Annotated in this window: 23 protein-coding genes; 12 read left to right on the top strand and 11 right to left on the bottom strand. The window is 57.0% G+C overall.

Annotation, left to right across the window (positions count from 1 at the left end; all coding sequences use genetic code 11):
- Window positions 1–35 precede the first annotated feature (35 nt).
- Window positions 36–1,019 carry a hypothetical protein gene (locus Q8N04_07145; GenBank protein ID MDP3090436.1) on the bottom strand — a complete coding sequence of 328 codons (984 nt, stop codon included), beginning with the start codon at window positions 1,017–1,019 and terminating at the stop codon, window positions 36–38.
- Window positions 1,020–1,302: 283 nt separating this feature from the next.
- A complete protein-coding gene (locus Q8N04_07140) occupies window positions 1,303–2,478 on the bottom strand; it encodes a THUMP domain-containing protein (protein MDP3090435.1) in 1,176 nt (391 codons plus the stop codon).
- Between the two features lie 29 nt (window positions 2,479–2,507).
- On the opposite strand from Q8N04_07140, the gene Q8N04_07135 reads away from it, so the two are divergent.
- Window positions 2,508–3,068 (top strand): NUDIX hydrolase, encoded by a 561-nt coding sequence (locus tag Q8N04_07135; protein ID MDP3090434.1) that lies wholly within the window; start codon window positions 2,508–2,510, stop codon window positions 3,066–3,068.
- 7 nt (window positions 3,069–3,075) lie between these two features.
- Here Q8N04_07135 and Q8N04_07130 read toward each other — a convergent pair whose 3' ends face one another.
- From Q8N04_07130 to Q8N04_07115, 4 genes are all read right to left on the bottom strand, one after another.
- On the bottom strand, window positions 3,076–3,336 hold the full coding sequence (locus tag Q8N04_07130) for a type II toxin-antitoxin system RelE/ParE family toxin (GenBank protein MDP3090433.1): 261 nt from the start codon (window positions 3,334–3,336) through the stop codon (window positions 3,076–3,078).
- Window positions 3,337–3,342: 6 nt separating this feature from the next.
- Window positions 3,343–3,546: a hypothetical protein gene (locus Q8N04_07125; GenBank protein ID MDP3090432.1), complete on the bottom strand. Its 204-nt coding sequence runs from the start codon at window positions 3,544–3,546 to the stop codon at window positions 3,343–3,345.
- A gap of 65 nt (window positions 3,547–3,611) precedes the next feature.
- On the bottom strand, window positions 3,612–3,938 hold the full coding sequence (locus Q8N04_07120; GenBank protein MDP3090431.1) for a PilZ domain-containing protein: 327 nt from the start codon (window positions 3,936–3,938) through the stop codon (window positions 3,612–3,614).
- A 2-nt stretch (window positions 3,939–3,940) separates the two neighbouring features.
- Window positions 3,941–4,297 (bottom strand): PilZ domain-containing protein, encoded by a 357-nt coding sequence (locus Q8N04_07115; protein ID MDP3090430.1) that lies wholly within the window; start codon window positions 4,295–4,297, stop codon window positions 3,941–3,943.
- A 132-nt stretch (window positions 4,298–4,429) separates the two neighbouring features.
- On the opposite strand from Q8N04_07115, the gene Q8N04_07110 reads away from it, so the two are divergent.
- Complete coding sequence (locus tag Q8N04_07110; GenBank protein ID MDP3090429.1) at window positions 4,430–4,645, top strand: hypothetical protein; 216 nt, start codon at window positions 4,430–4,432, stop codon at window positions 4,643–4,645.
- A 22-nt stretch (window positions 4,646–4,667) separates the two neighbouring features.
- Here the strand turns inward: Q8N04_07110 and Q8N04_07105 are convergent, their stop codons facing one another.
- Window positions 4,668–5,162 carry a hypothetical protein gene (locus tag Q8N04_07105; protein ID MDP3090428.1) on the bottom strand — a complete coding sequence of 165 codons (495 nt, stop codon included), beginning with the start codon at window positions 5,160–5,162 and terminating at the stop codon, window positions 4,668–4,670.
- Window positions 5,163–5,366: 204 nt separating this feature from the next.
- Here Q8N04_07105 and Q8N04_07100 point away from each other — a divergent pair, with 204 nt between their 5' ends.
- From Q8N04_07100 to Q8N04_07090, 3 genes are read left to right on the top strand one after another with little or no spacing between them, the layout of a single operon-like run.
- Window positions 5,367–6,092, top strand: coding sequence for an A/G-specific adenine glycosylase (locus Q8N04_07100; GenBank protein ID MDP3090427.1), 726 nt, complete (start codon window positions 5,367–5,369; stop codon window positions 6,090–6,092).
- A 6-nt stretch (window positions 6,093–6,098) separates the two neighbouring features.
- Window positions 6,099–6,503, top strand: coding sequence for a (deoxy)nucleoside triphosphate pyrophosphohydrolase (locus Q8N04_07095; GenBank protein MDP3090426.1), 405 nt, complete (start codon window positions 6,099–6,101; stop codon window positions 6,501–6,503).
- On the top strand, window positions 6,500–7,216 hold the full coding sequence (locus Q8N04_07090) for a ribonuclease H-like domain-containing protein (GenBank protein ID MDP3090425.1): 717 nt from the start codon (window positions 6,500–6,502) through the stop codon (window positions 7,214–7,216). The genes Q8N04_07095 and Q8N04_07090 overlap by 4 nt, the downstream gene beginning before the upstream one ends.
- 13 nt (window positions 7,217–7,229) lie before the next feature.
- Here the strand turns inward: Q8N04_07090 and Q8N04_07085 are convergent, their stop codons facing one another.
- From Q8N04_07085 to mtaB, 3 genes are all read right to left on the bottom strand, one after another.
- Window positions 7,230–8,213, bottom strand: coding sequence for a hypothetical protein (locus Q8N04_07085; GenBank protein MDP3090424.1), 984 nt, complete (start codon window positions 8,211–8,213; stop codon window positions 7,230–7,232).
- A 644-nt stretch (window positions 8,214–8,857) separates the two neighbouring features.
- A complete protein-coding gene (gene miaB / locus Q8N04_07080; protein ID MDP3090423.1) occupies window positions 8,858–10,192 on the bottom strand; it encodes a tRNA (N6-isopentenyl adenosine(37)-C2)-methylthiotransferase MiaB in 1,335 nt (444 codons plus the stop codon).
- Window positions 10,189–11,538, bottom strand: coding sequence for a tRNA (N(6)-L-threonylcarbamoyladenosine(37)-C(2))-methylthiotransferase MtaB (gene mtaB, locus Q8N04_07075; GenBank protein ID MDP3090422.1), 1,350 nt, complete (start codon window positions 11,536–11,538; stop codon window positions 10,189–10,191). The genes miaB and mtaB overlap by 4 nt, the downstream gene beginning before the upstream one ends.
- 117 nt (window positions 11,539–11,655) lie before the next feature.
- On the opposite strand from mtaB, the gene Q8N04_07070 reads away from it, so the two are divergent.
- Both Q8N04_07070 and Q8N04_07065 read left to right on the top strand, forming a co-directional pair.
- The gene (locus Q8N04_07070; protein MDP3090421.1) at window positions 11,656–12,063 is read left to right on the top strand and encodes a hypothetical protein; all 408 of its coding nucleotides are present in this window, start codon (window positions 11,656–11,658) and stop codon (window positions 12,061–12,063) included.
- 172 nt (window positions 12,064–12,235) lie between these two features.
- Window positions 12,236–13,528, top strand: a complete 1,293-nt coding sequence (locus tag Q8N04_07065) for an MFS transporter (protein ID MDP3090420.1) — start codon at window positions 12,236–12,238, stop codon at window positions 13,526–13,528.
- Here Q8N04_07065 and Q8N04_07060 read toward each other — a convergent pair.
- Window positions 13,525–13,818, bottom strand: a complete 294-nt coding sequence (locus tag Q8N04_07060; GenBank protein ID MDP3090419.1) for a hypothetical protein — start codon at window positions 13,816–13,818, stop codon at window positions 13,525–13,527. The two genes, Q8N04_07065 and Q8N04_07060, sit on opposite strands and share 4 nt — an antisense overlap.
- Before the next feature lie 138 nt (window positions 13,819–13,956).
- Here Q8N04_07060 and Q8N04_07055 point away from each other — a divergent pair, with 138 nt between their 5' ends.
- The 5 genes from Q8N04_07055 to Q8N04_07035 all read left to right on the top strand — a co-directional run bounded on the left by Q8N04_07055 (window position 13,957) and on the right by Q8N04_07035 (window position 20,104).
- Complete coding sequence (locus tag Q8N04_07055; GenBank protein MDP3090418.1) at window positions 13,957–14,328, top strand: DUF4359 domain-containing protein; 372 nt, start codon at window positions 13,957–13,959, stop codon at window positions 14,326–14,328.
- 289 nt (window positions 14,329–14,617) lie between these two features.
- On the top strand, window positions 14,618–18,145 hold the full coding sequence (locus Q8N04_07050; GenBank protein ID MDP3090417.1) for a vitamin B12-dependent ribonucleotide reductase: 3,528 nt from the start codon (window positions 14,618–14,620) through the stop codon (window positions 18,143–18,145).
- A gap of 22 nt (window positions 18,146–18,167) precedes the next feature.
- Window positions 18,168–18,575 (top strand): hypothetical protein, encoded by a 408-nt coding sequence (locus tag Q8N04_07045; GenBank protein ID MDP3090416.1) that lies wholly within the window; start codon window positions 18,168–18,170, stop codon window positions 18,573–18,575.
- 434 nt (window positions 18,576–19,009) lie between these two features.
- Entirely contained in the window at window positions 19,010–19,420 is a 411-nt protein-coding gene (locus tag Q8N04_07040) for a hypothetical protein (GenBank protein MDP3090415.1), read from the top strand.
- Between the two features lie 3 nt (window positions 19,421–19,423).
- Window positions 19,424–20,104 (top strand): septal ring lytic transglycosylase RlpA family protein, encoded by a 681-nt coding sequence (locus Q8N04_07035; protein MDP3090414.1) that lies wholly within the window; start codon window positions 19,424–19,426, stop codon window positions 20,102–20,104.
- Window positions 20,105–20,245: the final 141 nt, after the last annotated feature.

The raw sequence follows: 20,245 nt of genomic DNA, 5'->3' as shown, positions 1-20,245 counted from the left end.
AAGCTGGCGCCGGGCGGGGCGGTGTGGTGTGGCGCTCAGGCTGCCACGGCTCCTGGCGCTGCGTCGTTCTTCGTGAGTCGGAGTGGCTGGGGGGATGCCAGGTCGATCGCTTCGGCCGTGACGGCTGTTTCCTTCGCTGCGGGGCCGATTCCATACCGTTCCCGGCGGAGCTCATGGCCGAGCTTGGTCCGATAGACCAGCTCATCCGTCTCAAAATCATATTCAGGAATCTCGGGGCTTTCCCACCGCAACGAGAAGTAGTGGGCATAGAGCGTGTAGAAGCCGTGGTCTTTGGGGTTATGCCGCAAGACATATTCGGGCATCGATTGGATATCGAACGCCGCGTGGTAATGCTGGAGCCAGAGGTAGTCACCCAGGATGACCAGCTTGACTAACGGAGGGTCCGAATAGAATTTCAGGTTGATCGCTTTGCCCATGGCCTTCAGCCGCTTGAGCAGCACAATACTCTGTCGGACTTCTTCCCGGAAGGTGGCCAGCGTATGCTCCGGATGGCCGAGGGCTTGAATCCTGGTCGTGGCGTCGTGGCTGTAGGGATTCACCAGGAGAATTTTGGCACCCAGACATTTATCGAGCACGGAGGACAGGTCGCCGACCTGGTCGACGAGCGTACTGTAGCCGCTGGATCCGATCACCATGATCGTCCGGCCGGCTCCGTGCTCTTCTTTAAGTTGCCGGATACGCTGCTGCGTGCCGTTCGTACGACGGGGGAAGTAGGAGACGAGGCCGGCCCCGGCCGCCACGGAGGCCATCGCGTGATCCCGGACGCTCCGGCGGAGATAGTTCAATCCGAGAATCAACATGACCGCAACAGTCAGTTCCAGGGCAATGAGCGAAAGCTTGTCATTTTCGATACGGGACCAGAAGGCCAGAAACCGGGTGGCGCCGGTCGGGAGCAACAGGGCGATGCCGGCGCTGAGGAGGGCCACGACGATGTGATATAGACTTCCGGACACATCCCGCAGGAGTGCTCGGATCGAAAGCGAATATTCATGAAACACGGCAACTCCTCTTTCTTATCGATTAGGCACCCATTGCAACGCGGCCAGGCTCTACGGACAGCGAGGAACAGGCGATGACGCCATTGGACGCTCGTGAGCCGGCGCGGACGGCAGTGAGTGGACAAAAAAAGATCGCGTCAGACTCTCTGTCGAATCGGGGAAGGTGCCCCCGAAACCGGAAGGTCTCACGCGATGGACTCCTACACGACCATCTCCTCATATCGGTCATCCTGAGGAATACTTGAGGCAAGAGCGAGGTATGGGTCGAAAGGGCCGGGCTGGGTTAAGCCTGTGCGGGCGGGGTAAGCCGCCTTCTGGCGCCGCCTTGGACGATGAGGAATTCGTAGAGGCGGCATTCGATGGCGCCGTTGAAGAGGGGCGTGCGTTTGGTGGGAGCCAGGCCGATGAGCTTCGGAGCCCGAAGGTCTCCGGTGAAGAGATACACGCGCCAGCCGACGCACCGGGTTTTCAGCCAGGAGCCCAGTTTGGGATAAAACACATCCAGATCGGCTTGAGTGCCGAGTCGGACGCCATAGGGGGGATTCATGACGATGGTGCCGGGCTCTTGCGGTGGAGTGAGATCGAACAAATCCATTTGGGTGAGTGCGATGTCATTGGCGACTCCGGCGCGGGTGAACTGATCCTTGGCGGTTTGCACGGCGCGCACGTCTCGATCTGATGCATAGATGGAGGCCGGAGCCGCTGGCAATTGTTTGGCTTGGGCCTGAGCCTGGACCGTTTTCCAGAGTGCCTGGTCGAAATTCGAGAAGAGTTCAAAGGCGAAGCGCCGACCCAGTCCGGGGGCTATTCTCCTGGCAAGCATGGCCGCTTCGAGCGGAATGGTCCCCCCGCCGCAGAGGGGATCGAGGAGTGGGGTGGTTCCGTTCCAGCCGGTGAGCTGGACGATGCCGGCGGCTAGATTCTCGCGCAAGGGGGCTTCGACGGTGGATTCGCGGAAGCCGCGCTTGAAGAGCGAGTCCCCAGTGGTTCCGAGATAAAGCGTGAGATGGGTGGCATCGAGAAAGGCGTCGATCCGGATGTCCGGGCGGTTGGAGTGTACGCTGGGACGAGCGCCTTTCAGCTTGGTAAAGGTGTCACAGACGGCATCCTTAATGCGCAGTGTGACGAAGTCGATACTTTTAAGCGGACAGTGCTGTGCGCTGGTTTTGACTTTGATGGTGCGCGCGGGGGTGAACCATTGTGGCCAGGGGAGAGCGGAGGCTGCGACGTAGATATCTTGTTCGGTGCGATACGGGACGTGCGCGACTTCCAGCAGTATACGGCTGGCCATGCGACTTTCCAGATTGGCCCGGTAGATGGTGGCGAGACCACCGGAAAATCCGACGCCTCCCTCGGCTGGGCGCAGGTCGGTGGCGCCGAGGGCGGCCAGTTCCTGTTGCAGCAACGCTTCGAGGCCGCGCGGACAGGGTGCAAAGCAGCGGTAGTTTGTGTTATCCATCCTGATCACCTAATGAGAAAGAGCCTGCCGTGAAATTCTGCAGTACCTGCGGGGCCCCGGTCAGCCAAAAGATCCCAGCCGGCGACAATGTGCTGCGCTATGTGTGCGACCATTGTCAGGCTATTCATTACCACAATCCCAAGATTGTCGCTGGCTGTATTCCCGAATGGGAGGGGCAGATCCTGTTGTGTCGGCGTGCGATCGAGCCGCGGCTGGGGCTCTGGACGTTTCCGGCCGGATTTATGGAGATCGGGGAGACGACGGAAGAGGCGGCGGCCCGGGAGACGAAGGAAGAGGCGCTGGCGGATGTGGAGATTACGGCGTTGTACGCGGTGCTCAGTATGCCGCATATCGGGCAGGTGTACATGGTGTTCCGCGGGCGCATGCTGACCCCTGAGTTTGGAGCCGGCGCTGAAAGCCTGGAGGTGCGTTTGTTTCCCCGCCACGCGATTCCGTGGGATGGCATGGCCTTTCCAGTGGTCGCTGAAGCGCTTCGTCGGTTTGTGAAGGATGCTGCCGTGGGGCAATTCCCCCTGCATCTGGCGAGCGTCGATGATCGGATGCCGCCTGAGCCGGTTCCTGATTTGTGACCGGCCCCTACCGAAGCCGGGCGCGCGGCGCAATGGCGTGGATGTCTACGAGCGAGTCGGCGCGATCGATCGTGTAAAAAATCCGCCAATCCCCGACAGCGTATTTCGACAGGCCCGGCAGATTCGGCGCGACCGGTTCATGGCGCAGGTTGTCCACGTTTGACGCGATCCATTTGGTTTTGTCGAAGAGCCGTTGGGCCATGGCGGGATCAACCTGCGTCAGGTCCTGGATGACGGTCGGTCGGAAGGCGAGGCGAAACCAGGCCATGGTCGGTTACCAGCGCAGCCCGAGTCGGTCGGCCACGTCATCGCCCGAGAGCCGTTCGCTGCTGGTGAGGGACTCTTTCAAGCGCGCCTGCAGGGCGTCTCCCAATGCCAACCCGAGGTCCGGATCGCCGATGAGTTCGCGTAGGCGATCGTCGACGAGGCCCTGGACGAGTTCTTTTAACTGTTGGGGCGTAAGCTGGGAGAGATCCATGGTTTGAGAGGATACGGAGTTGCTCGGGAGAATTGCAACATTCCTGTTGCGAGAGGCGAGGAAGGCTAGGCGGCGTGCGTGGCGGACGAGAGTTTGGTGATCAGTTGATTGAGGCGCTCGAGTTGCGGGGGCGCGATCGTGAGGAATTCGATGCCGATACCGTGCGAGCCGGTCCAGCGGACCGCGGCATTGGAAATGATGATCGGGGAGGCTTCTCCGGGGAGTTGCAGTGAGACCTCCAATTGCATGCCCGTAAACGGTCTGATGACGCTTTCGACCCGGCAGCCTTTGAGGGAGACATCGCGGAGCGCGGCGTTATACTTCAATCGATCCCGCTGGACGAGCGTGCTCGAGATGGAGGCCGGGAATCGGGGAAACTTCCGTGTCACCATTGTCAGGACTCCTCTGATAGCTGCTCAATCAATTGCGCCAACCGATCTCGCTCTGATTCCTGCATGCCGAGAAAGTCGACGCCGAAGTCATCTTCCATGGTCCATCGGACGGTGGCCGCATGGACATGGATCGGTCTACGCGTGGGTGGGTGGAGTTCGAGTTTGAGGATAGTGCCGATTTCCATGGTGATATGTGCGGCGCTCATGATCTTGCATCCACCCAGGCCGAGGTTGTACACGGTACCTGTGGTGACGCAGTCGCCGGTGCACGAGATGGGGAATTCGACGCGATAGCGGGTTTGTTGGCGTAACTCAGCCTTTTCCCGTTCACGTTTGGATTGAGTGGCAAGGGGCCGCATAGTGGGCAAATATTTCCTGTTCGCTGCCGTGGTGTAATTCTCTCTGAAGGCTATGTGGCAAGGACGGGAATGTCAATTAAAACGCTGATCTGTGCGAGCGTCTCTCATGTTCACGGTTGAGGGATTATGGCCATGAAGCGAAAATCGGGAGAGCCGATCTATTTAGGGCGTCATGTGCTGGCGCTGGGGTTGGCGGTGGTTTGTCCGGGAGCGCTTCCTCAGCTCTATCATCTGATGGTCGCTCCGATTTCGATGGAGGTCAGGCTGGGGGCGGGATTGCTCATTGCCGTAGGCGCGGGCCTGGTGCTGGTGCGACTGTACTCAGTGTCAGCGAAAAACGAGCCGTAACGAATCAGCATCGCAACTTTGCTCAGCGACGGCCCCAATGCCGGTAGTGCCTCGGGCCCCAATAGATGTGCGGGCCATAGTAGTACGGGTACCCATAAAATCCCGCGCGCCCCAGATAGAGGCCCAGTCCCACGGCCGGCGGGTACACATAGGTGTAGGCGCTGTAGGGGACAGAGGGAACGATAGTGGGCGGGGCTGCCAGTTGCCTCTGCATGTCTGCTGTGGCGGCGGCCTGCCGGTCGCTCTGCTGTTTAAGCTGTTCGACGGCGCCTTGTTGAGCCTGCAGCTGCCCTTTCAGTTTTCCGATCTCTTCCCGCTGCAATTCGATAAAGGTATTGAGACAGCGGGTCTGCGCCTCACCTTCGTACGTCGAACATTCCCAGGGTACTGGTTGATTCTGAGCATGCGCCAACCCGGTTGCCAAGAGTATGGCTGCCGCTGCGGCTCCGACGATGAGGATGGATTGCGCAAAGTGCTGAGTGTGGGAGGGCGCCATCACGGTTGCCTGACGGGCCATAGTGTTCCTCCTCGTGTGACGTGCATCTGTGTACACGCTACCATGTGAGATCAGGTTTGAATAGCCCTGCATGTTTCACTCAACGCACGAGCGCTTTCACGGTTGACGAACAGGGATCCTTTCCGCTGTGTGCAGGCGCGGATGGTGGTTTGATTTTGAGGGAGCGGCCCCCCTAGAATGCGCCATCATTCACACGAGAAGCGCATGCGATCTCCCTCATCCAACCCGCCGCGGCGGAAGACCAGGTCCAATCCTAAGAATCCCGCGCTCACGCCATCCCTGAAGCGCCGGTTCCAGCAGCGTTTGCTTAAGTGGTACGGCGAACACGGGCGCGATCTGCCCTGGCGCAAGACATCCGATCCGTACCATATCCTCGTGTCGGAAGTGATGCTGCAGCAGACGCAGGTCGACCGGGTAATTCCCAAATACCATGAGTTTCTGGATCGCTATCCGAGTTTTGAGCATTTGGCGGAGGCGCCCGTTGCCGATGTGAAGAAGACCTGGTATCCGCTCGGCTATAACATCCGCCCGGAGCGGCTCCACAGCATCGCGTGTGAAACGGTGGAGCGATACGGCGGGCAGTTGCCCAATGATGCGGAGGAATTGCTGTCCTTTAAAGGGATCGGGCGGTATACGGCCGGGGCGATTCGTTCCTTTGCCTTCAACGAAGATGCCCCCATTCTCGATACGAACGTGATTCGCGTGCTGCATCGCGTATTCATTGCCGAGGGCGATCCCAAAACGCAAAAGGCGCAGCTGTGGGAGTTGTCCGAGGCCTTGATCCCGCGCGGCAAGGGTTATGACTTCAATCAAGCGATCATGGATTTTGGCGCGATGGTCTGCACCGCGCGCGATCCCTATTGTCTGCTTTGCCCGATGAAGTCGATCTGCAAGACGTATCCGTTCGATGGTTCGTCGACCAGGAAATAGGGGAGTATGACAATCATCGAAGTTGCCGCCGGTTTGATTCAGCGCGACGGGCGGTACCTGATTGCCCGGCGAAAGGCCGGAGTGCATCTCGCCGGCTATTGGGAATTCCCCGGGGGAAAGCGTGAGGATGGAGAATCGCTGGAGGAATGCCTACGGCGAGAACTGCGCGAAGAGTTAAACGTGCTGGTCGGCATTCCTCTGCCGTATCGAATAGTGCGGCATGAGTATCCGGAGAAGATCGTGGAGCTACATTTCTTTCGTTGCGCCATTGAAAGCGGCGAAGCTGAGGCGTTGGATTGCGCAGAGCTGCGGTGGGTGTTGCCGGAAGAATTCAATCAGTTCACTTTTCCACCTGCTGACGGAGTGATTCTCGAGTCTCTGCAGCGTGATAGGGTCATGGAGTCGCAATGAAAGTCGTATTGGATATTGAGACGGTTCAAGCGCCGCGTGCGGAATGGGCACACCTTGTCGGAAAAGAGCACCCGCCGGAGGACGCTTTGGCCAGGCCCGGAGGACTGGACCTCTTTGAAGCCGGTGCCGCTGAGGAAGCGCGCCATGCTGAAGATGAGCAGTACGCCAAATCGGCGTTCGATGGGACGTTCAGCAAGATTGTCTGCATCGGCCTGCTCGAATTCTCCGATCAGATGGAAGCCCGTAGCGCGGTGGCCTGGTATGGGAGCAATGAGAAGGAACTACTCCGTCAGTTCTGGGCCAGGATTGCGCAAGACCGGCCCACCTTGTTCATTACGCATAACGGCCTGGGATTCGATCTCCCGTTTATTAGAAAACGATCGATTATCCACCAGGTCAAACCGAGTTACGACATCAATCTGGCGAAGTTTCGAGCCGAACCGGTTTATGACACGATGGCGATCTGGAGCAATTGGGATACGCGGGGGTGGGTCAAGCTGGATGTGCTGGCACGCGCGCTCAATGTGGAAACCAAGTCGGGGAGCGGATCGCAGGTGGCAGAGATGTGGGAGAAGGGCCAGGGACAGGAGCTGGCTCGGTATTGCCTACAAGATACGTATGTTACGTATGCCTGTTTTTGCCGAATGAATTTCCGGCAGCCCCTGTCCAGTGACGTTGTCTTGCTCCAGCCGGAGTTGCTGGAGCTTTTGTAGCTATGGTTTCGCCCTATCGAGTCGGCTGAAGTTCGGCGGGCTTCTTCTTGGGTGCCGGCTTCGATGAGACATTCTTGGCTTTCATCGCATCGCGTTCGGCGGTGCGTTCCTTCAGCTCCTTCTTCATCCACTCTGTTTCCTTGCGAAGGATTTTGATTTCCGATTCCTTGAGGGCGTTGGCTTCTCTCGCTTGGCGCAGTTCGTCCAGCTTCTTATTGAGGATGTCTTCAGTCGTCAGGTCGCTCGTTGGTTTGTCCGCGGATGCGGACATGCCGCTGATCGCGACAGCTTGGACCGGTGCTGAAGACTCTTGTCTGGCGGCGACTTTCACAGGAGCCGACAATGCAGGCTGTGCGACGGGTGCCGGAGTTGCCATCGCCGCTACGGGCATGGCAGCGGGCATAGACGCTCTGGCCAGCGCGGTATAGTCGATCACCATCGACATGGCCCCGGCGGCACCGTTGGCCGCAAACGAGGGGGCCGACTCGATGTGGGCAGCCGATTTCGGCATGAACCCGGCGGCTTTCATTCCCTTGGGGGAGGAGATGGTGAAATAAGCCGCTCCATGTTGCACGTAAAGGGTGCCCGCGGTGGGTGCAGCGCCTGACCCTGCCGATGAAGATACACGGAAACCGACAATCTGCTCCGGTTTCGCTCGCGACAATCCTTGGGCTAGCAGGGGAGCGAGAAACTCGGCATCTCCATCGCTGAATACTCTCATCGGCTTACTGCCACTCGCGGGCATTCTGCTGGAGGCCGAGGCGGCCTCCTCGGTCATGACACCTTTCACAATTTTCAGCATCGTATTCTGATCAATGATCGTCGGGTGATTGGCCTCGAAAGACCATTCAGTCACTTCCTCGAGGTAGACGGAGCCTTTGGCGCTCTGATGCATGGACTGGGATCCTGAGACCATGGAACAGCCGCTAAAGAGCACGGCTGCCAGAAGCCATCCTGTTGTCCTGTATCGAGTCTGATTGTTGCGAATTGAATGCATGGCTGCTCCTTCTCCTGTGGATAGAAAAATATCGGCCTGTGTAAGGGTACTGTCTAGATGCGTAACTGGCGTTTGGGGGATTACCAGATGCCGAGGCCCATGAGGACCATGCCAACAGCCATCCATCCAAAAACGCCCAGTGAAATAATTGTCTCGAGTGTCATGCGCCAGTCCGCTTGGTTTAATGATGAATGTTTTGGTTGACTCTTTTTGGTCGCTTTCGTTCCTTTTGGTAAGCAAGTGACATGCCATTGAGAAGTAAGGAGAAAAGTATCAAAGGATTGAGTAAGAAAAGGATGTCTCTTGGGGCGATGGGAGTCTTCTCTTCGTATTAAATAACCAGATAGAGAGATGATGTAATGAGTCAACCAGTTAGATAAATCAGCTGGTTACGTAGATGATTATAGAGAGATGTTGTGGGTGGATGGGCGGAGTCTTTGGATATTAAAATGAAGGGGAAGAGAGGCGAACGCTAAAGGAAGCTTCTGGATTAAATGGGTGTTTCTTGACGGAAGCGTGTCAGAAAATGTTCAGTGTCTGGAGTAGGCGTGCAAGAATGTTCCTGAGCTGACTAGGGTTTACTGACAAAGAAAATGGTGAATATTTCGGCAACCGTGATTACGAGTAGGGTGCTTCCCACGAGGTTACTCGGCGAACAGCGCGGCCACCGATGAGTCGGTGATCCGACGATGCGTTAATCTGCCAGGCTGCAGCGGTTCACGGGCTTTATCCCAGATGACCGCGATGTTTCCGTCGGTTTTGCCCATCCAGCGGTCCGGCGAACGGGTGGCTTCCCGTTCGACGAGCACTGAGAGAGTTTGGCCAACATATTCACGATTTCTTGCCCCGCCGATCTCGCGCTGAAGCTCCACAAGCCGCTTCACGCGGTCGCCCTTCACCGCTTCCGGTATGTCGTCCTGAAATTTTCTGGCGGCGATGGTGTTCTTCCGTTCGGAGTAGGCAAAGACGAAGGCTGAATGGAACCGGGTTTGCTCGACGAGACGACATGTGCTCTCGAAGTCTTGCTCGGTTTCTGTACTAAACCCACAGATGATGTCGGTGGTCAGGACGATGTCCGGTATCATTCCCTTGATCTGGTTAACCAGCCCGGAGTATTCGGCGGCGGTGTACTCGCGTCCCATCAGGTCGAGAATGCGATCGCTTCCGGATTGGAGCGGCAGATGAATGTGCTTGCAGATCTTTGGGTGTGAAGCGATGGCGTCGAGCAGCGAACGCGGGTAGTCCTTGGGGTGCGGCGAGGTAAAGCGGACCCGTTCGATCCCGGCGGTGTCGGCTACGGCTGAGATGAGTTTGGCAAAGTCCCAATCGCCGGAACGATAGGAGTTCACATTCTGCCCGAGCAGCGTAATTTGTTTGTATCCGAGGGACGCGGCTTGCTGCGCTTCGGCCAGGACGCTCTGGGGATTGCGTGAACGCTCACGTCCGCGGGTGTACGGGACGACGCAAAAACTGCAGAAATTGTCGCAGCCGCGCATGACGGTGATCCAGGCATTGACCCCGCCTTCGCGATCCGGCAGCACACCTTCATAGGTTTCATACTCGGAGAGGTCCAGAGCAAAAGCTTTCTTCGCAAAACCCTGTTCCTGCGTCTGCAACGCATTCGTAATCAACATGGGGAGCTGGCGATAAGCGTCGGGACCGGCGAGTACGTCGATCAGCGGCACTTTTTTCGTCAACTCATCTTTGAGGCTTTGCGCCATGCAACCCAACACGCCAACAACGAGCGGGCGTTCTTTCTTGACCGCCTGCAATTCTCCGAGGTGGCCGTAGACCTTATTGTGCGCGTTTTCCCGGATGGCACAGGTATTTATCAGCATCACATCGGCCCGCTCACGGTCTTCGGTGAAGGCGAACCCGTCCTGTTTGAGTAATGAGCGGACGAGCTCACTGTCAGATTCATTCATCTGACAGCCGAACGTTTCAATATGGACAAGATGCGGTGTGGTCTTGTTCGTCATAGCATCGGCAACATTGTCGTGGCGGTCGGCTGAGCTGCCAGGTGGCCGATCGCCCAACGCTCGCTGGCGGCAGTGATGGTGACGGAATGCATCTGGTTCGTAAGTTCAGAAGGCGAAGGGACCGCAACTTTCAGGAACGTGGATGTCGTGCCAACCGCGAAACCGTCATGGTAACCGGCTTCGAACAAGACGGGGATCGTCGTTCCAATATGCCTATCATGGACGGCGAGGCGCTTGGCTTGCGAGAGACCCATTAAAATCGCGGTCCGTTTTTTCATCTGCGCGGCGTTGACAGGATTGGCCAGCTTCACCGCCGCGGTCCCCGGTCTTGGCGAAAATGGAAATACGTGGAAATAGGCGAAGGGAAGTTCGGTGGCCAGCTTCAGCGTATTGGTAAACGCTGTCTCGTCCTCACCGGGGAAACCCACCATGATATCGGTGCCGAGTCCTAAGTTGGGAATCTTGCGTAAGGCGCGCGTAATCAGCTGCACATAATCCTGCGCCGAGTACGAGCGGTTCATCGCGGCCAAGATCTTGTCATCTCCGCTTTGGAGAGGGATGTGGAGATAGGGACAGAGTTTGGCTGACGAGGCCATCAGTTCCAGCAACTGATCGGTGACCGTGGTCGGCTCGATGGAAGAAATCCGGATGCGCTCCAGACCGGGGATAGTCTCCAGCCGAGGGATCACGGTACAGAGATCCGCACCGGCCTGGTGGTATTGTCCTATGTTCACGCCGGTCAACACGATTTCCCGAACACCCTGGTCGGCCAGGAGTTCGGCCTCGCGCAACAAATCGTCGAGCAGGCGGCTTCGTTCCCGGCCTCGTGCAAAGGGGATCAGGCAGAAACTGCACATGGTATTGCAGCCGTCTTGAATCTTGAGCGGCGCACGGGTGGAATCCGGTGCGCCATACTCGGGAAGTTCAAAGTCTTCCGGGGCGATGGTCTTGGTGCGATGCACGACCGGCGCCGCGTGCTTCTGCAGCCGATGGCTTGGCGGAAGAAAGGTCGGGAGATCGAGCTTATATTGATTGCCGACGATCAGGTCGATGCCGGACTGCTTCTTCAACCCTTCCGGTCCCGTCTGCGCGTAGCAGCCTGTGACCGCGATGAAAGCCTTGGGGGAATGCTTGAGCGTCTTGCGAATGAGATAGCGGGAAGTCCGTTCAGCGTCTTCCGTGACAGAGCAGGTATTGAGGACGAGAAGATCGGTTGGCTCACCGAACGCGACCAGGCGATAGCCGTCCTGCCGCAATCGTTCGCCAAGTACGGCTGTTTCCGCCTGGTTGAGCCGACAGCCCAGCGTATGCAGCGAGGCGCGTGGTTGTGCAGTGTTCGTGGTCATCCCGCGGCATTATAGGGGAGGGGTCGCGAGAGGGGCAAGGTGGGATGCTGTACGGCGTCGAATTGACACGGATTTTTTAGATCGATACAGTGTGCGGACTTGCCGGGAGGTGTCGAGATGGTCTCACGAGCGACCTGGATGCTCACACTGCTGATTGCCTCCTTCTTGCTGGTGCCTGCCCGCACTGCCTCCCACGGAGTCTTGCCGGTTGAACCGGAGCTGACTACGCGGCTCGACGAGCTCTACGACCATGAAGCCCGTCTTTTTCTGATGCTGTATTCCTTAAAAGGGGACGGTCAGGTGGATTATGTGACGGGCAGGTCCGTGCAGGAGTATGCCCGGAGCAACTACGGCAATCCTATCTATAAGACGGATGAGTACCCGCTCTTCTATTGGTGGGATCACACGATGTGGAATGATCCCGAGCAAGACGGAGTGAACGGGAACGAGCGCGTGTATCAGGAGCACATTGACTTCGATATCTTGCGGTACAAACCCTGTGCGTTTAACGGCCAACCCTGTTAGTTTCCGTCACATCATCCTGGCGTTCGAACGGTGTCGGCCTAAATCTTGGCGCCGGTCTGCGCGTGATTTGAGATTCTGCTGCAGAAGTGTTCTCGTTGAGTGTTATTCTGCCTTCAAAATGATGTGCAGGCGCAATTTGCGTCTTGGGCATAGTCAATGAATGACGAATCGAATGAATTTTTCTAAGTTCATCCCCTTGGCCTTGTTGAACCGCCGTTTGGCGGTCATGTTCCCCCTTGGGTTTCTGTCAGGGCTTCCGCTAGCACTCACGGCAGGGACGCTGCAAGCCTGGCTCACGGTCGAAGGGGTGGATCTGAAAACCATCGGCATTTTCACGCTGGTGGGATTGCCCTATACGCTCAAGTTTCTCTGGGCGCCGGTGATCGATCGGTTGGTTCCTCCCTGGCTGGGGCGCCGGCGCGGCTGGATGGTGCTGACGCAGCTCTGTGTCGCCCTCGGCGTGGTCCTGATGGCGGTGACGAGTCCGCGGCATCATCCGGAGCTGCTTGCGGTCTTTGCCCTGCTCGTGGCCTTTCTCGCGGCCTCACTCGACATTGTCTTCGACGCCTATCGGACCGAGACGTTGGAATCCCAGGAGCGGGGATTCGGCGCAGCCGTGTGGGTGAACGGCTACCGGATCGCATTGCTAGTGGCCGGGGCCGGGGCGTTGGTCATCGCAGATTTCGTGGGGTGGCAAACGACCTATCTCCTGCTGGCCGCGCTCATGGTGATCGGGACGGGCATTATCTTCTTAAGTCCCGAGCCTGGCCGCGTGGCCGATGCTCCGAAGACGATGGGTGAAGCGATCGGTGCGCCGCTCGCCGAGTTCTTTACGCGTTCCCATGCGGTCGGATTTCTGGCGGTGATTGTGCTCTACAAGCTTGGCGATGCCTTTGCCTCCTCGCTTCAAACCGCGTTTCTCATCGGTGGAGTTGGGTTCACCGCCGGGGAAGTCGGGTACGTGAAGGGCATCGGGATTCTAGCGACGCTGCTGGGCGCTTTATTCGGCGGGCTCTTAATGGCAAGGATGGGGCTCGTACAGTCGCTCTTGCTATTCGGTCTGTTGCAGGCTGTGTCGAATCTTGGATTTGTCGTGCTGGCCTGGGCGGGGAAGAGCGCGGCGCTGCTAGCCGCCGTAGTCATGGTTGAAAACATCACCGGGGGGATGGGCACGGCAGCGTTCGTGGCGCTGGTAATGTCGCTCTGCGATCCGCGGTATACGGCCACGCAGTTTGCGTTGCTGTCCTCGCTCGAAGCCCTCGGCCGCGTCTTTGCCGGTCGCCCTTCCGCCGATGTCGTCGCGGCGGTCGGGTGGGGCCAATTTTTTCTGCTGACGTTTGTTGTGGCGCTGCCTGGTCTCTGGGCGGTCTGGCGGGTACGTGAAATGATTTCTTTTGGCCCATCCAGTCATGTTGCGCCGGTTGTCCCAGCCGTTGTGCCGGTTCAGCCGGCGGGCACCCGCTAAGATGACAACTTGCGCTGGAGAAACAGCACGAACAGCATGAGGGTTGCGAGCGGGGCAAAGAGAAACGGCACGAGCCAGAGCCAGACATTCTTTCCGCGGACGCGGGCCTGGTCGATCATCCAGACGAAGACCCAGATCATGAGGCCGGCGTAATTGAGGGCCATCCATCGGGTGGTGTGTATCTTCAGGCCGCTTCCGCTATCCGGTGATCCTTGAAGGAGGAAGACCATGAGCAAGAGCATGAAGCTTCCCAGCAGCGCGGCAATCAGGCGTTTACTCCAAACAAACATGAGATCCTCCTGTGAGATGTGGCCGCTCTATCGCGATAGGGAGCGGTGGTGCGGGGCTAGGCTAATCAGCCGGTTTCGGTTTGTCAAACTTCCGGATTCCGGTGCTGTGGACGACTAGCTGATCGCATTGGGGGTGGTATGAGTCTTCTTCGTCTCGTGATCATCGTGTTGGTATTGGGTGTGGCGGTGGGACTGGCCTTCTCCAATCCAACGATGGACGACTATCTGCAGTTTGTGGAAAGGGAATTAGGTAAGGCGATTGATCGAATGGATCGGAGTGCTCCCAGCCGTGAGCAGCAATTTATCCGGCAGGTCTTCCAAAGTCAGAGCAAGAAGATTCTCCAAGAGGTGGTTCGCCCCCATACGAAGCGGCAGAATTGGGGGATCGCAAGTCGGTATGTCACACAGGCGGTAAGTACGAAGATTGTTGTGATCGGTGTGGCTGGTCACTTCATTCCTCTCGAAGGAGTTGAGGAGGCCACCATTAAAATTGGACGATTGGCTTTTTAGGCGGTCCCTGGCGATCAATTTCCTGCCATTTTGGAACCCTGTTTCTGTGGATAAGTGTCTCAAATTCTCCGCAAGCTAGCGATCAGACACGCACATTGACTGTCCCCAGGTTTTCCACCCATATCCCACCATGACCACTATACTTGGTGTTGACAAAAACTCTGAATAGCTATATGTAGTCCATCCGCGATGGGTACCTCACATCACGGTCGTCCCGTATCAGAGAAAAGATCCTCAATTATGACCCCATTCGTACACAGCTACAGAACCCTCTTGAAGGAGGACTATTGTGAGAATTGAGCGGAGATTTACCCGTCGCGGCCAGGGCCCCTACGAGGGTCTCACGTTCGTCAAGCGGTCGTCGGAGATTCGTAATCCAGACGGATCCACGGTGTTCAAACTTGAGAACATTGATGTACCGGAACAGTGGTCTCAATTGGCCATTGATATTCTCGCCCAGAAGTATTTTCGGAAAGCGGGTGTGCCTCAGAAGGATGCAGCGGGCAATCCTCTGGTGGGTGCCGATGGGAAGCCGGTATTGGGTAGTGAGCGTGATGCCCGCCAGGTTTTCGAGCGGCTTGCTGGTTGTTGGACGCATTGGGGCAAAGAGTACGGCTACTTTAAGACGCCGGAGGATAGCGAGGCCTTTCAGGACGAGGTCGGCTATATGTTGGCCAGACAGATGGCCGCGCCCAATTCACCGCAATGGTTCAATACCGGGTTGCATTACGCCTATGGGCTTTCAGGTCCGGCGCAGGGACACTATTACGTCGATCCCAAGAGCCGTGAGGTGGTGAAGTCGACCAACGCCTTTGAGCATCCCCAGCCTCATGCCTGTTTTATCCAGTCTGTCGATGATGACCTCGTCAACGAAAACGGGATCATGGATTTGTGGGTGCGGGAAGCCCGGCTGTTTAAGTATGGGTCGGGAACCGGAACCAATTTTTCCCGTTTGCGGGGAGACGGTGAAGGCTTATCCGGCGGCGGTCGGTCGTCCGGCCTGATGTCCTTCCTCAAGATCGGAGACCGTGCAGCCGGTGCCATCAAGTCCGGCGGCACCACCAGGCGTGCTGCCAAGATGGTGTGTCTGGACCTCGATCATCCCGACATCGAAGAATTCATTGATTGGAAAGTCATCGAAGAGCAAAAAGTGGCCGCGATGGTCACAGGATCAAAGATCTGCGCGCAGCGGTTGAATGCGGTGTTGAAGGCCTGCCATGTCGTCGACAGCATGGGCCAGCCGAAGGCAGAGATCGATCCAAAGAAAAATCCTGTCTTGCGGGAAGCGCTGGCCGCGGCTCGCCGGGATATGGTGCCGGAAGCCTATGTGCATCGCATGTATGCCTATGCCCAACAGGGATTTACCCATTTTGTGTTTCATGAGTACGACACGAACTGGGATGGGAGAGCCTATCAGACGGTCTCCGGGCAGAACTCCAATAACAGCGTCAGAATCCCGAATGAGTTTTTCAAAGCGCTTGAGAACGACAGCGATTGGCAGTTGAAACGTCGGATCGACGGCAAGGTCTGCAAGACTATTAAGGCCAGCGATCTTTGGGACCGGATTGCCTGGGCGGCGTGGATCTGTGCCGATCCCGGTACGCAGTACGACACGACGATCAATGAATGGCATACCTGCCCGGAGGACGGTCGGATCAACGCCTCCAATCCCTGTTCCGAATACATGTTTCTGGACGATACGGCTTGCAACCTGGCGTCGCTCAATCTGGCGTTGTTTTATACGGCGGACGGACAGTTTGAACTCGAGAATTTTCGCCATGCCGTGCGCCTCTGGACGATCGTGCTGGAGATCAGTGTATTGATGGCCTCGTTCCCGAGTAAATCGATTGCGGAGCGAAGCTATCAGTTCCGTACGCTGGGGTTGGGCTATGCCAATCTCGGGACGGTATTAATGCGGCAGGGGATTCCATATGACTCTCCCAAGGCCATGGCAATCTGCGGAGCGATTACGTCGATCATGACTGGAGAGTCGTATAGCACCTCGGCGGAAATGGCCGCGGAGCTCTGGCCATTTCCCGGATATACGAAAAATCGCGACCAGATGTTGCGCGTTATCCGCAACCACCGTCGAGCGGCCTATAACACCGCGGCGGATGAATATGAGGGGCTGTCGATCGTTCCGTTGAGCATTCAGCCGGAGCATTGTCCGCCGGATCTGCTCATCGCTGCCCGCCGGGCCTGGGATCGGGCCTTGGAACTCGGAACGGCCTATGGGTATCGCAATGCACAGGTGACGGTGATTGCGCCAACCGGCACCATCGGGCTGGTGATGGATTGCGATACCACCGGGATCGAGCCGGACTTTGCTTTGGTGAAGTTCAAGAAGCTGGCCGGTGGCGGGTACTTCAAGATCATCAACCAGAGTATTCCCCAGGCCCTCACGACCATGGGGTATTCCGAGAGCCAGATTCAGGACGTCATCCGTTATTGCGTCGGTGCGCAGACACTCAAGGGTGCACCGTTCATCAATCATGAGACCCTGCGCAATAAAGGGTTTGACGATGCCGCGCTGGAACGGCTTGAAAGCAACCTGGTCCAGGCGTTTGAAATCGCGTTTATGTTTAACAAGTTTACCTTGGGTGAAACGTTTTGCATCGAGAAGCTCGGCTTGACTGATGCACAGTTGGCCGAAACGAACTTCAATATGCTCAAGGCGCTGGGATTCACCCAGGAAGAAATTGCCGCGGCCAATGAATACTGTTGCGGCACGATGACGGTCGAAGGGGCGCCGCATTTGAAAGCCGAGCATCTGCCGGTCTTCGATTGCGCCAATCGCTGCGGCCGGATCGGTCAGCGTTTCATTCACGTCGATGCGCATATCCGGATGATGGCCGCAGCACAACCGTTTATCAGCGGCGCCATCAGCAAGACCATCAATATGCCGGCAGAGGCCACGCTTGACGAGGTCAAGTCAGCCTATCAGTTCGCGTGGAAGAGCATGGTGAAGGCCGTCGCACTCTATCGGGACGGCTCGAAGTTGAGCCAGCCGCTGAGTTCATCGAGCGATGGGGAGAAGACCGTCGAGGCGTCTGTCGATACGATTTCGGTTGCCGCAGAGAAGATCACCGAGCGTGTGCTGGTCCGCTATCTGGCCAAGCGGCGACCGTTGCCGGGACGGCGAAACGGCTATACCCAAAAAGCCGTTGTCGGCGGGCATAAGCTGTATTTGCGAACCGGTGAGTATGAAGACGGCACGGTCGGCGAGATTTTTCTGGATATGCACAAGGAAGGCGCCGCGTTCCGAAGTCTGATGAACTGTTTTGCCATCGCAATTTCTTTGGGCTTGCAGCATGGAGTCCCGTTGGAAGAATTTGTCGAGGCCTTTGTGTTTACCCGGTTCGAGCCGAATGGGCCGGTCAAGCTGAATGATCGCATTAAGATGTCGACATCGATCATCGACTACATCTTCCGTGAGCTGGCCGTGACCTACCTGGATCGGTACGATTTGGCGCAGGTCAAAGAGGACGATCTTCGGATGGATTCGATGAAGATGGATGAGCAAGATCCGGAATGTGTGGACGAAGAAGCGGACCTTGCTGCGCTGGCGAAATCATCGGTGAACATGGAGCATCTGCCGATTCGCCGGAATGGAACAAAAGAGAATGGAAACGGTCATACTCTGGCGGCGCGTAAAGTCGAGCTTATCCGCGAGACTCTGACCCTGACTGAGGTGCAGAGTGCCAAGGTCAAGGGTTATGAAGGGGATCCCTGTCCGGAGTGCAAACAATTTACGATGGTACGAAACGGCACCTGTCTGAAGTGCGTGAGCTGCGGCGCAACGAATGGATGTTCATAGGTCTTATGTAAGGGGGTCATCCATGAGTACGATCTTACGTGAAAAAGGGATCGAGACGATTCACGACCAGGTCGTTAGTGAGGCGGCCCAGCGATGGGCACGGGCGTTTCACTGCAAGGTCACAATTAGGACAACGTCGGATCATAATCCTTGGGCGGATCCTGGCCAGCAATCGGACATTGCCGGATGGTCATTTAGCCCGCGCGGCAATAGTATGCAGTGGATGGCCGAAGTCGAAACCGAGGATTCGCTCCAGAATCCCGATACCCAGTATAAGTGGAAGCGCTCCGCCGTCGCCGGCGTGCCGATGTATCTGCTGATCCCGCGAGGAAATCGGGCGCAGGCGGAAAAGATCGCTGCGTCCGTGGATCTCCGGTTCAGTAGTATCTATGAGTACGGCTTTGTGAATGGTGTGGTGCAAATTCTCTAACGGCTTCTTTGTGCTTCCATGAGATGCCTCGATTCTGATGCTGTACGTCAGCATTTCATCGATGAGTCTTATCGGGAAAGATGATTCCAGGTCGGCCTAGTGCTCTGTGGGCCAGTTGAACGCGCGGATTGAGGAGAGGCAAAAGGAGCTGGCTGATGATGAACAGTTGGAAGCCATGGCGTGTCTGCTGTCCTGGAATGCGAGGGGCGTTGAGGCAATCGATGAGGAGCCTCCGGCGCTCAGTACGGTACGGCTGTGGGAGAAGGACTCAGGGTAAGGCTACCCTCTGCTTGCGCACCAAGCATCTCTACAAGTCTTGGTCTCCCTTGAAAGACTCCGGGTTGGATGAGCACGAAAGTTGAACTCTCCCGAGATCCCAGGTGCCACTGAATCGCCTCTATCTTTGATTTCGACCGCAACGAGGAGTATCCCCAATGCCGACAACAACACAGTTAGTCATTAGCGGACAGAGCAAGCCAGGCGTGATGGCCCAGGTGGCGGCTGTTTTAGGAGAGGCGGGGGTCAATATCAAGGCGTTCTCGGCGCCCGAGGTAACGGGGACCGGAAAGCTGCGCTTACTTGTCGCGGATCTTGACGGGGCTCGAGTGGCGTTGAAGACTGCGAAGATTAAGTTCAAGGAAGAAACGGCACTTCTGTTGAGCTTGAAAAACCAACCGGGTGCGCTCATGGATGTGGCCGACCTGCTGACGCAAAATCGCATCAATATCAAATGCGGTTATTGCACACCCTCGCGGGAGGGGAAGCGTGCGATTGTCGTACTGACCGTCTCGAATACGAACAAGGCGTTGGCGCTGCTCCAAGACCAATCGCTAGATGAGTTCTAGAGCATGAAGGGCTCAAGGCCCGTTTCAGTCCGTCCTTCTCTTACTTTCGCCGCCGCACTCTTGGTCTGCACGGTTTTCACCGCTTGCCAATCCCAACCGCCTCCCATTCACCGATTCCCTGGATATCCTGTCGGGTTTAATGAGCGAGGGGTTGCGTCCTGGTATGGTCCTGGATTCCACGGAAACAAGACCGCGAACGGAGAACGGTACGATATGCACAAACTGACGGCAGCGCACCGGACGTTGCCGCTTGGCTCTATCGCCGTTGTGCGATCGGTTTCCACGGGAAGGCAGGTCACAGTACGTATCAACGATCGTGGTCCATTTGCCAAGGGGCGGGTACTTGATCTGTCGCTGGCCGGGGCTGAAGCGATAGGAATGACCGGAAATGGAACCGATCAGATTGAACTTCAGGTGGTTGGATATCAGGCCAGACGGGAAGGGATGGGGGTTTTGCGGGTTCAGGTGGGGGCTTTCGCAGATCCTCTGAACGCTCGAGGGTTGTTCGAGCAGGTCGGGGCCCAGTACCCGGGTGGTCGCATCGTGCAGGTGGAGTTATTTGAGGGCAGAAGGTATCGGGTGCAGGTGGGGCAGTTCTTGACCGAAGCTGAGGCTCAGATCGCCTCAACAAGGCTGGACGCTCAGTATCATCTTCAATCCTTTGTGGTGCGGGACGACGGGTAGATCATACGTAGTGAAGCGTAGATCCCTTTCAACAGTCGGCGAGTCCATCTTCGATCTTGCATATTCGAACTGATTGATATTCCTGTCAGTTTCTTTGAATCTCTTGCCCCTTCCCGGTTGGTGTGATAGATCTATCATCCG

The sequence above is a fragment of the Nitrospira sp. genome (genome assembly GCA_030692565.1).
In the GTDB taxonomy this organism is placed as follows: Bacteria; Nitrospirota; Nitrospiria; order Nitrospirales; family Nitrospiraceae; genus Nitrospira_D.
This window is presented reverse-complemented; position numbering and strand designations above follow the sequence as displayed.

Bases quoted from the DNA above. Each gene is read 5' to 3' on its own strand.
- Q8N04_07070 (MDP3090421.1), top strand. From the start codon at position 11,656: ATGGTCTCACGAGCGACCTGGATGCTCACACTGCTGATTGCCTCCTTC.
- Q8N04_07095 (MDP3090426.1), top strand. From the start codon at position 6,099: ATGACAATCATCGAAGTTGCCGCCGGTTTGATTCAGCGCGACGGGCGG.
- miaB (MDP3090423.1), bottom strand. From the start codon at position 10,192: ATGACGAACAAGACCACACCGCATCTTGTCCATATTGAAACGTTCGGC.
- Q8N04_07110 (MDP3090429.1), top strand. From the start codon at position 4,430: ATGAAGCGAAAATCGGGAGAGCCGATCTATTTAGGGCGTCATGTGCTG.
- Q8N04_07085 (MDP3090424.1), bottom strand. From the start codon at position 8,213: ATGCATTCAATTCGCAACAATCAGACTCGATACAGGACAACAGGATGG.
- Q8N04_07065 (MDP3090420.1), top strand. From the start codon at position 12,236: ATGAATTTTTCTAAGTTCATCCCCTTGGCCTTGTTGAACCGCCGTTTG.
- Q8N04_07055 (MDP3090418.1), top strand. From the start codon at position 13,957: ATGAGTCTTCTTCGTCTCGTGATCATCGTGTTGGTATTGGGTGTGGCG.
- Q8N04_07130 (MDP3090433.1), bottom strand. From the start codon at position 3,336: ATGGCCTGGTTTCGCCTCGCCTTCCGACCGACCGTCATCCAGGACCTG.
- mtaB (MDP3090422.1), bottom strand. From the start codon at position 11,538: ATGACCACGAACACTGCACAACCACGCGCCTCGCTGCATACGCTGGGC.
- Q8N04_07035 (MDP3090414.1), top strand. From the start codon at position 19,424: ATGAAGGGCTCAAGGCCCGTTTCAGTCCGTCCTTCTCTTACTTTCGCC.
- Q8N04_07100 (MDP3090427.1), top strand. From the start codon at position 5,367: ATGCGATCTCCCTCATCCAACCCGCCGCGGCGGAAGACCAGGTCCAAT.
- Q8N04_07115 (MDP3090430.1), bottom strand. From the start codon at position 4,297: ATGCGGCCCCTTGCCACTCAATCCAAACGTGAACGGGAAAAGGCTGAG.
- Q8N04_07125 (MDP3090432.1), bottom strand. From the start codon at position 3,546: ATGGATCTCTCCCAGCTTACGCCCCAACAGTTAAAAGAACTCGTCCAG.
- Q8N04_07060 (MDP3090419.1), bottom strand. From the start codon at position 13,818: ATGTTTGTTTGGAGTAAACGCCTGATTGCCGCGCTGCTGGGAAGCTTC.
- Q8N04_07090 (MDP3090425.1), top strand. From the start codon at position 6,500: ATGAAAGTCGTATTGGATATTGAGACGGTTCAAGCGCCGCGTGCGGAA.
- Q8N04_07105 (MDP3090428.1), bottom strand. From the start codon at position 5,162: ATGGCCCGTCAGGCAACCGTGATGGCGCCCTCCCACACTCAGCACTTT.
- Q8N04_07120 (MDP3090431.1), bottom strand. From the start codon at position 3,938: ATGGTGACACGGAAGTTTCCCCGATTCCCGGCCTCCATCTCGAGCACG.
- Q8N04_07045 (MDP3090416.1), top strand. From the start codon at position 18,168: ATGAGTACGATCTTACGTGAAAAAGGGATCGAGACGATTCACGACCAG.
- Q8N04_07140 (MDP3090435.1), bottom strand. From the start codon at position 2,478: ATGGATAACACAAACTACCGCTGCTTTGCACCCTGTCCGCGCGGCCTC.
- Q8N04_07040 (MDP3090415.1), top strand. From the start codon at position 19,010: ATGCCGACAACAACACAGTTAGTCATTAGCGGACAGAGCAAGCCAGGC.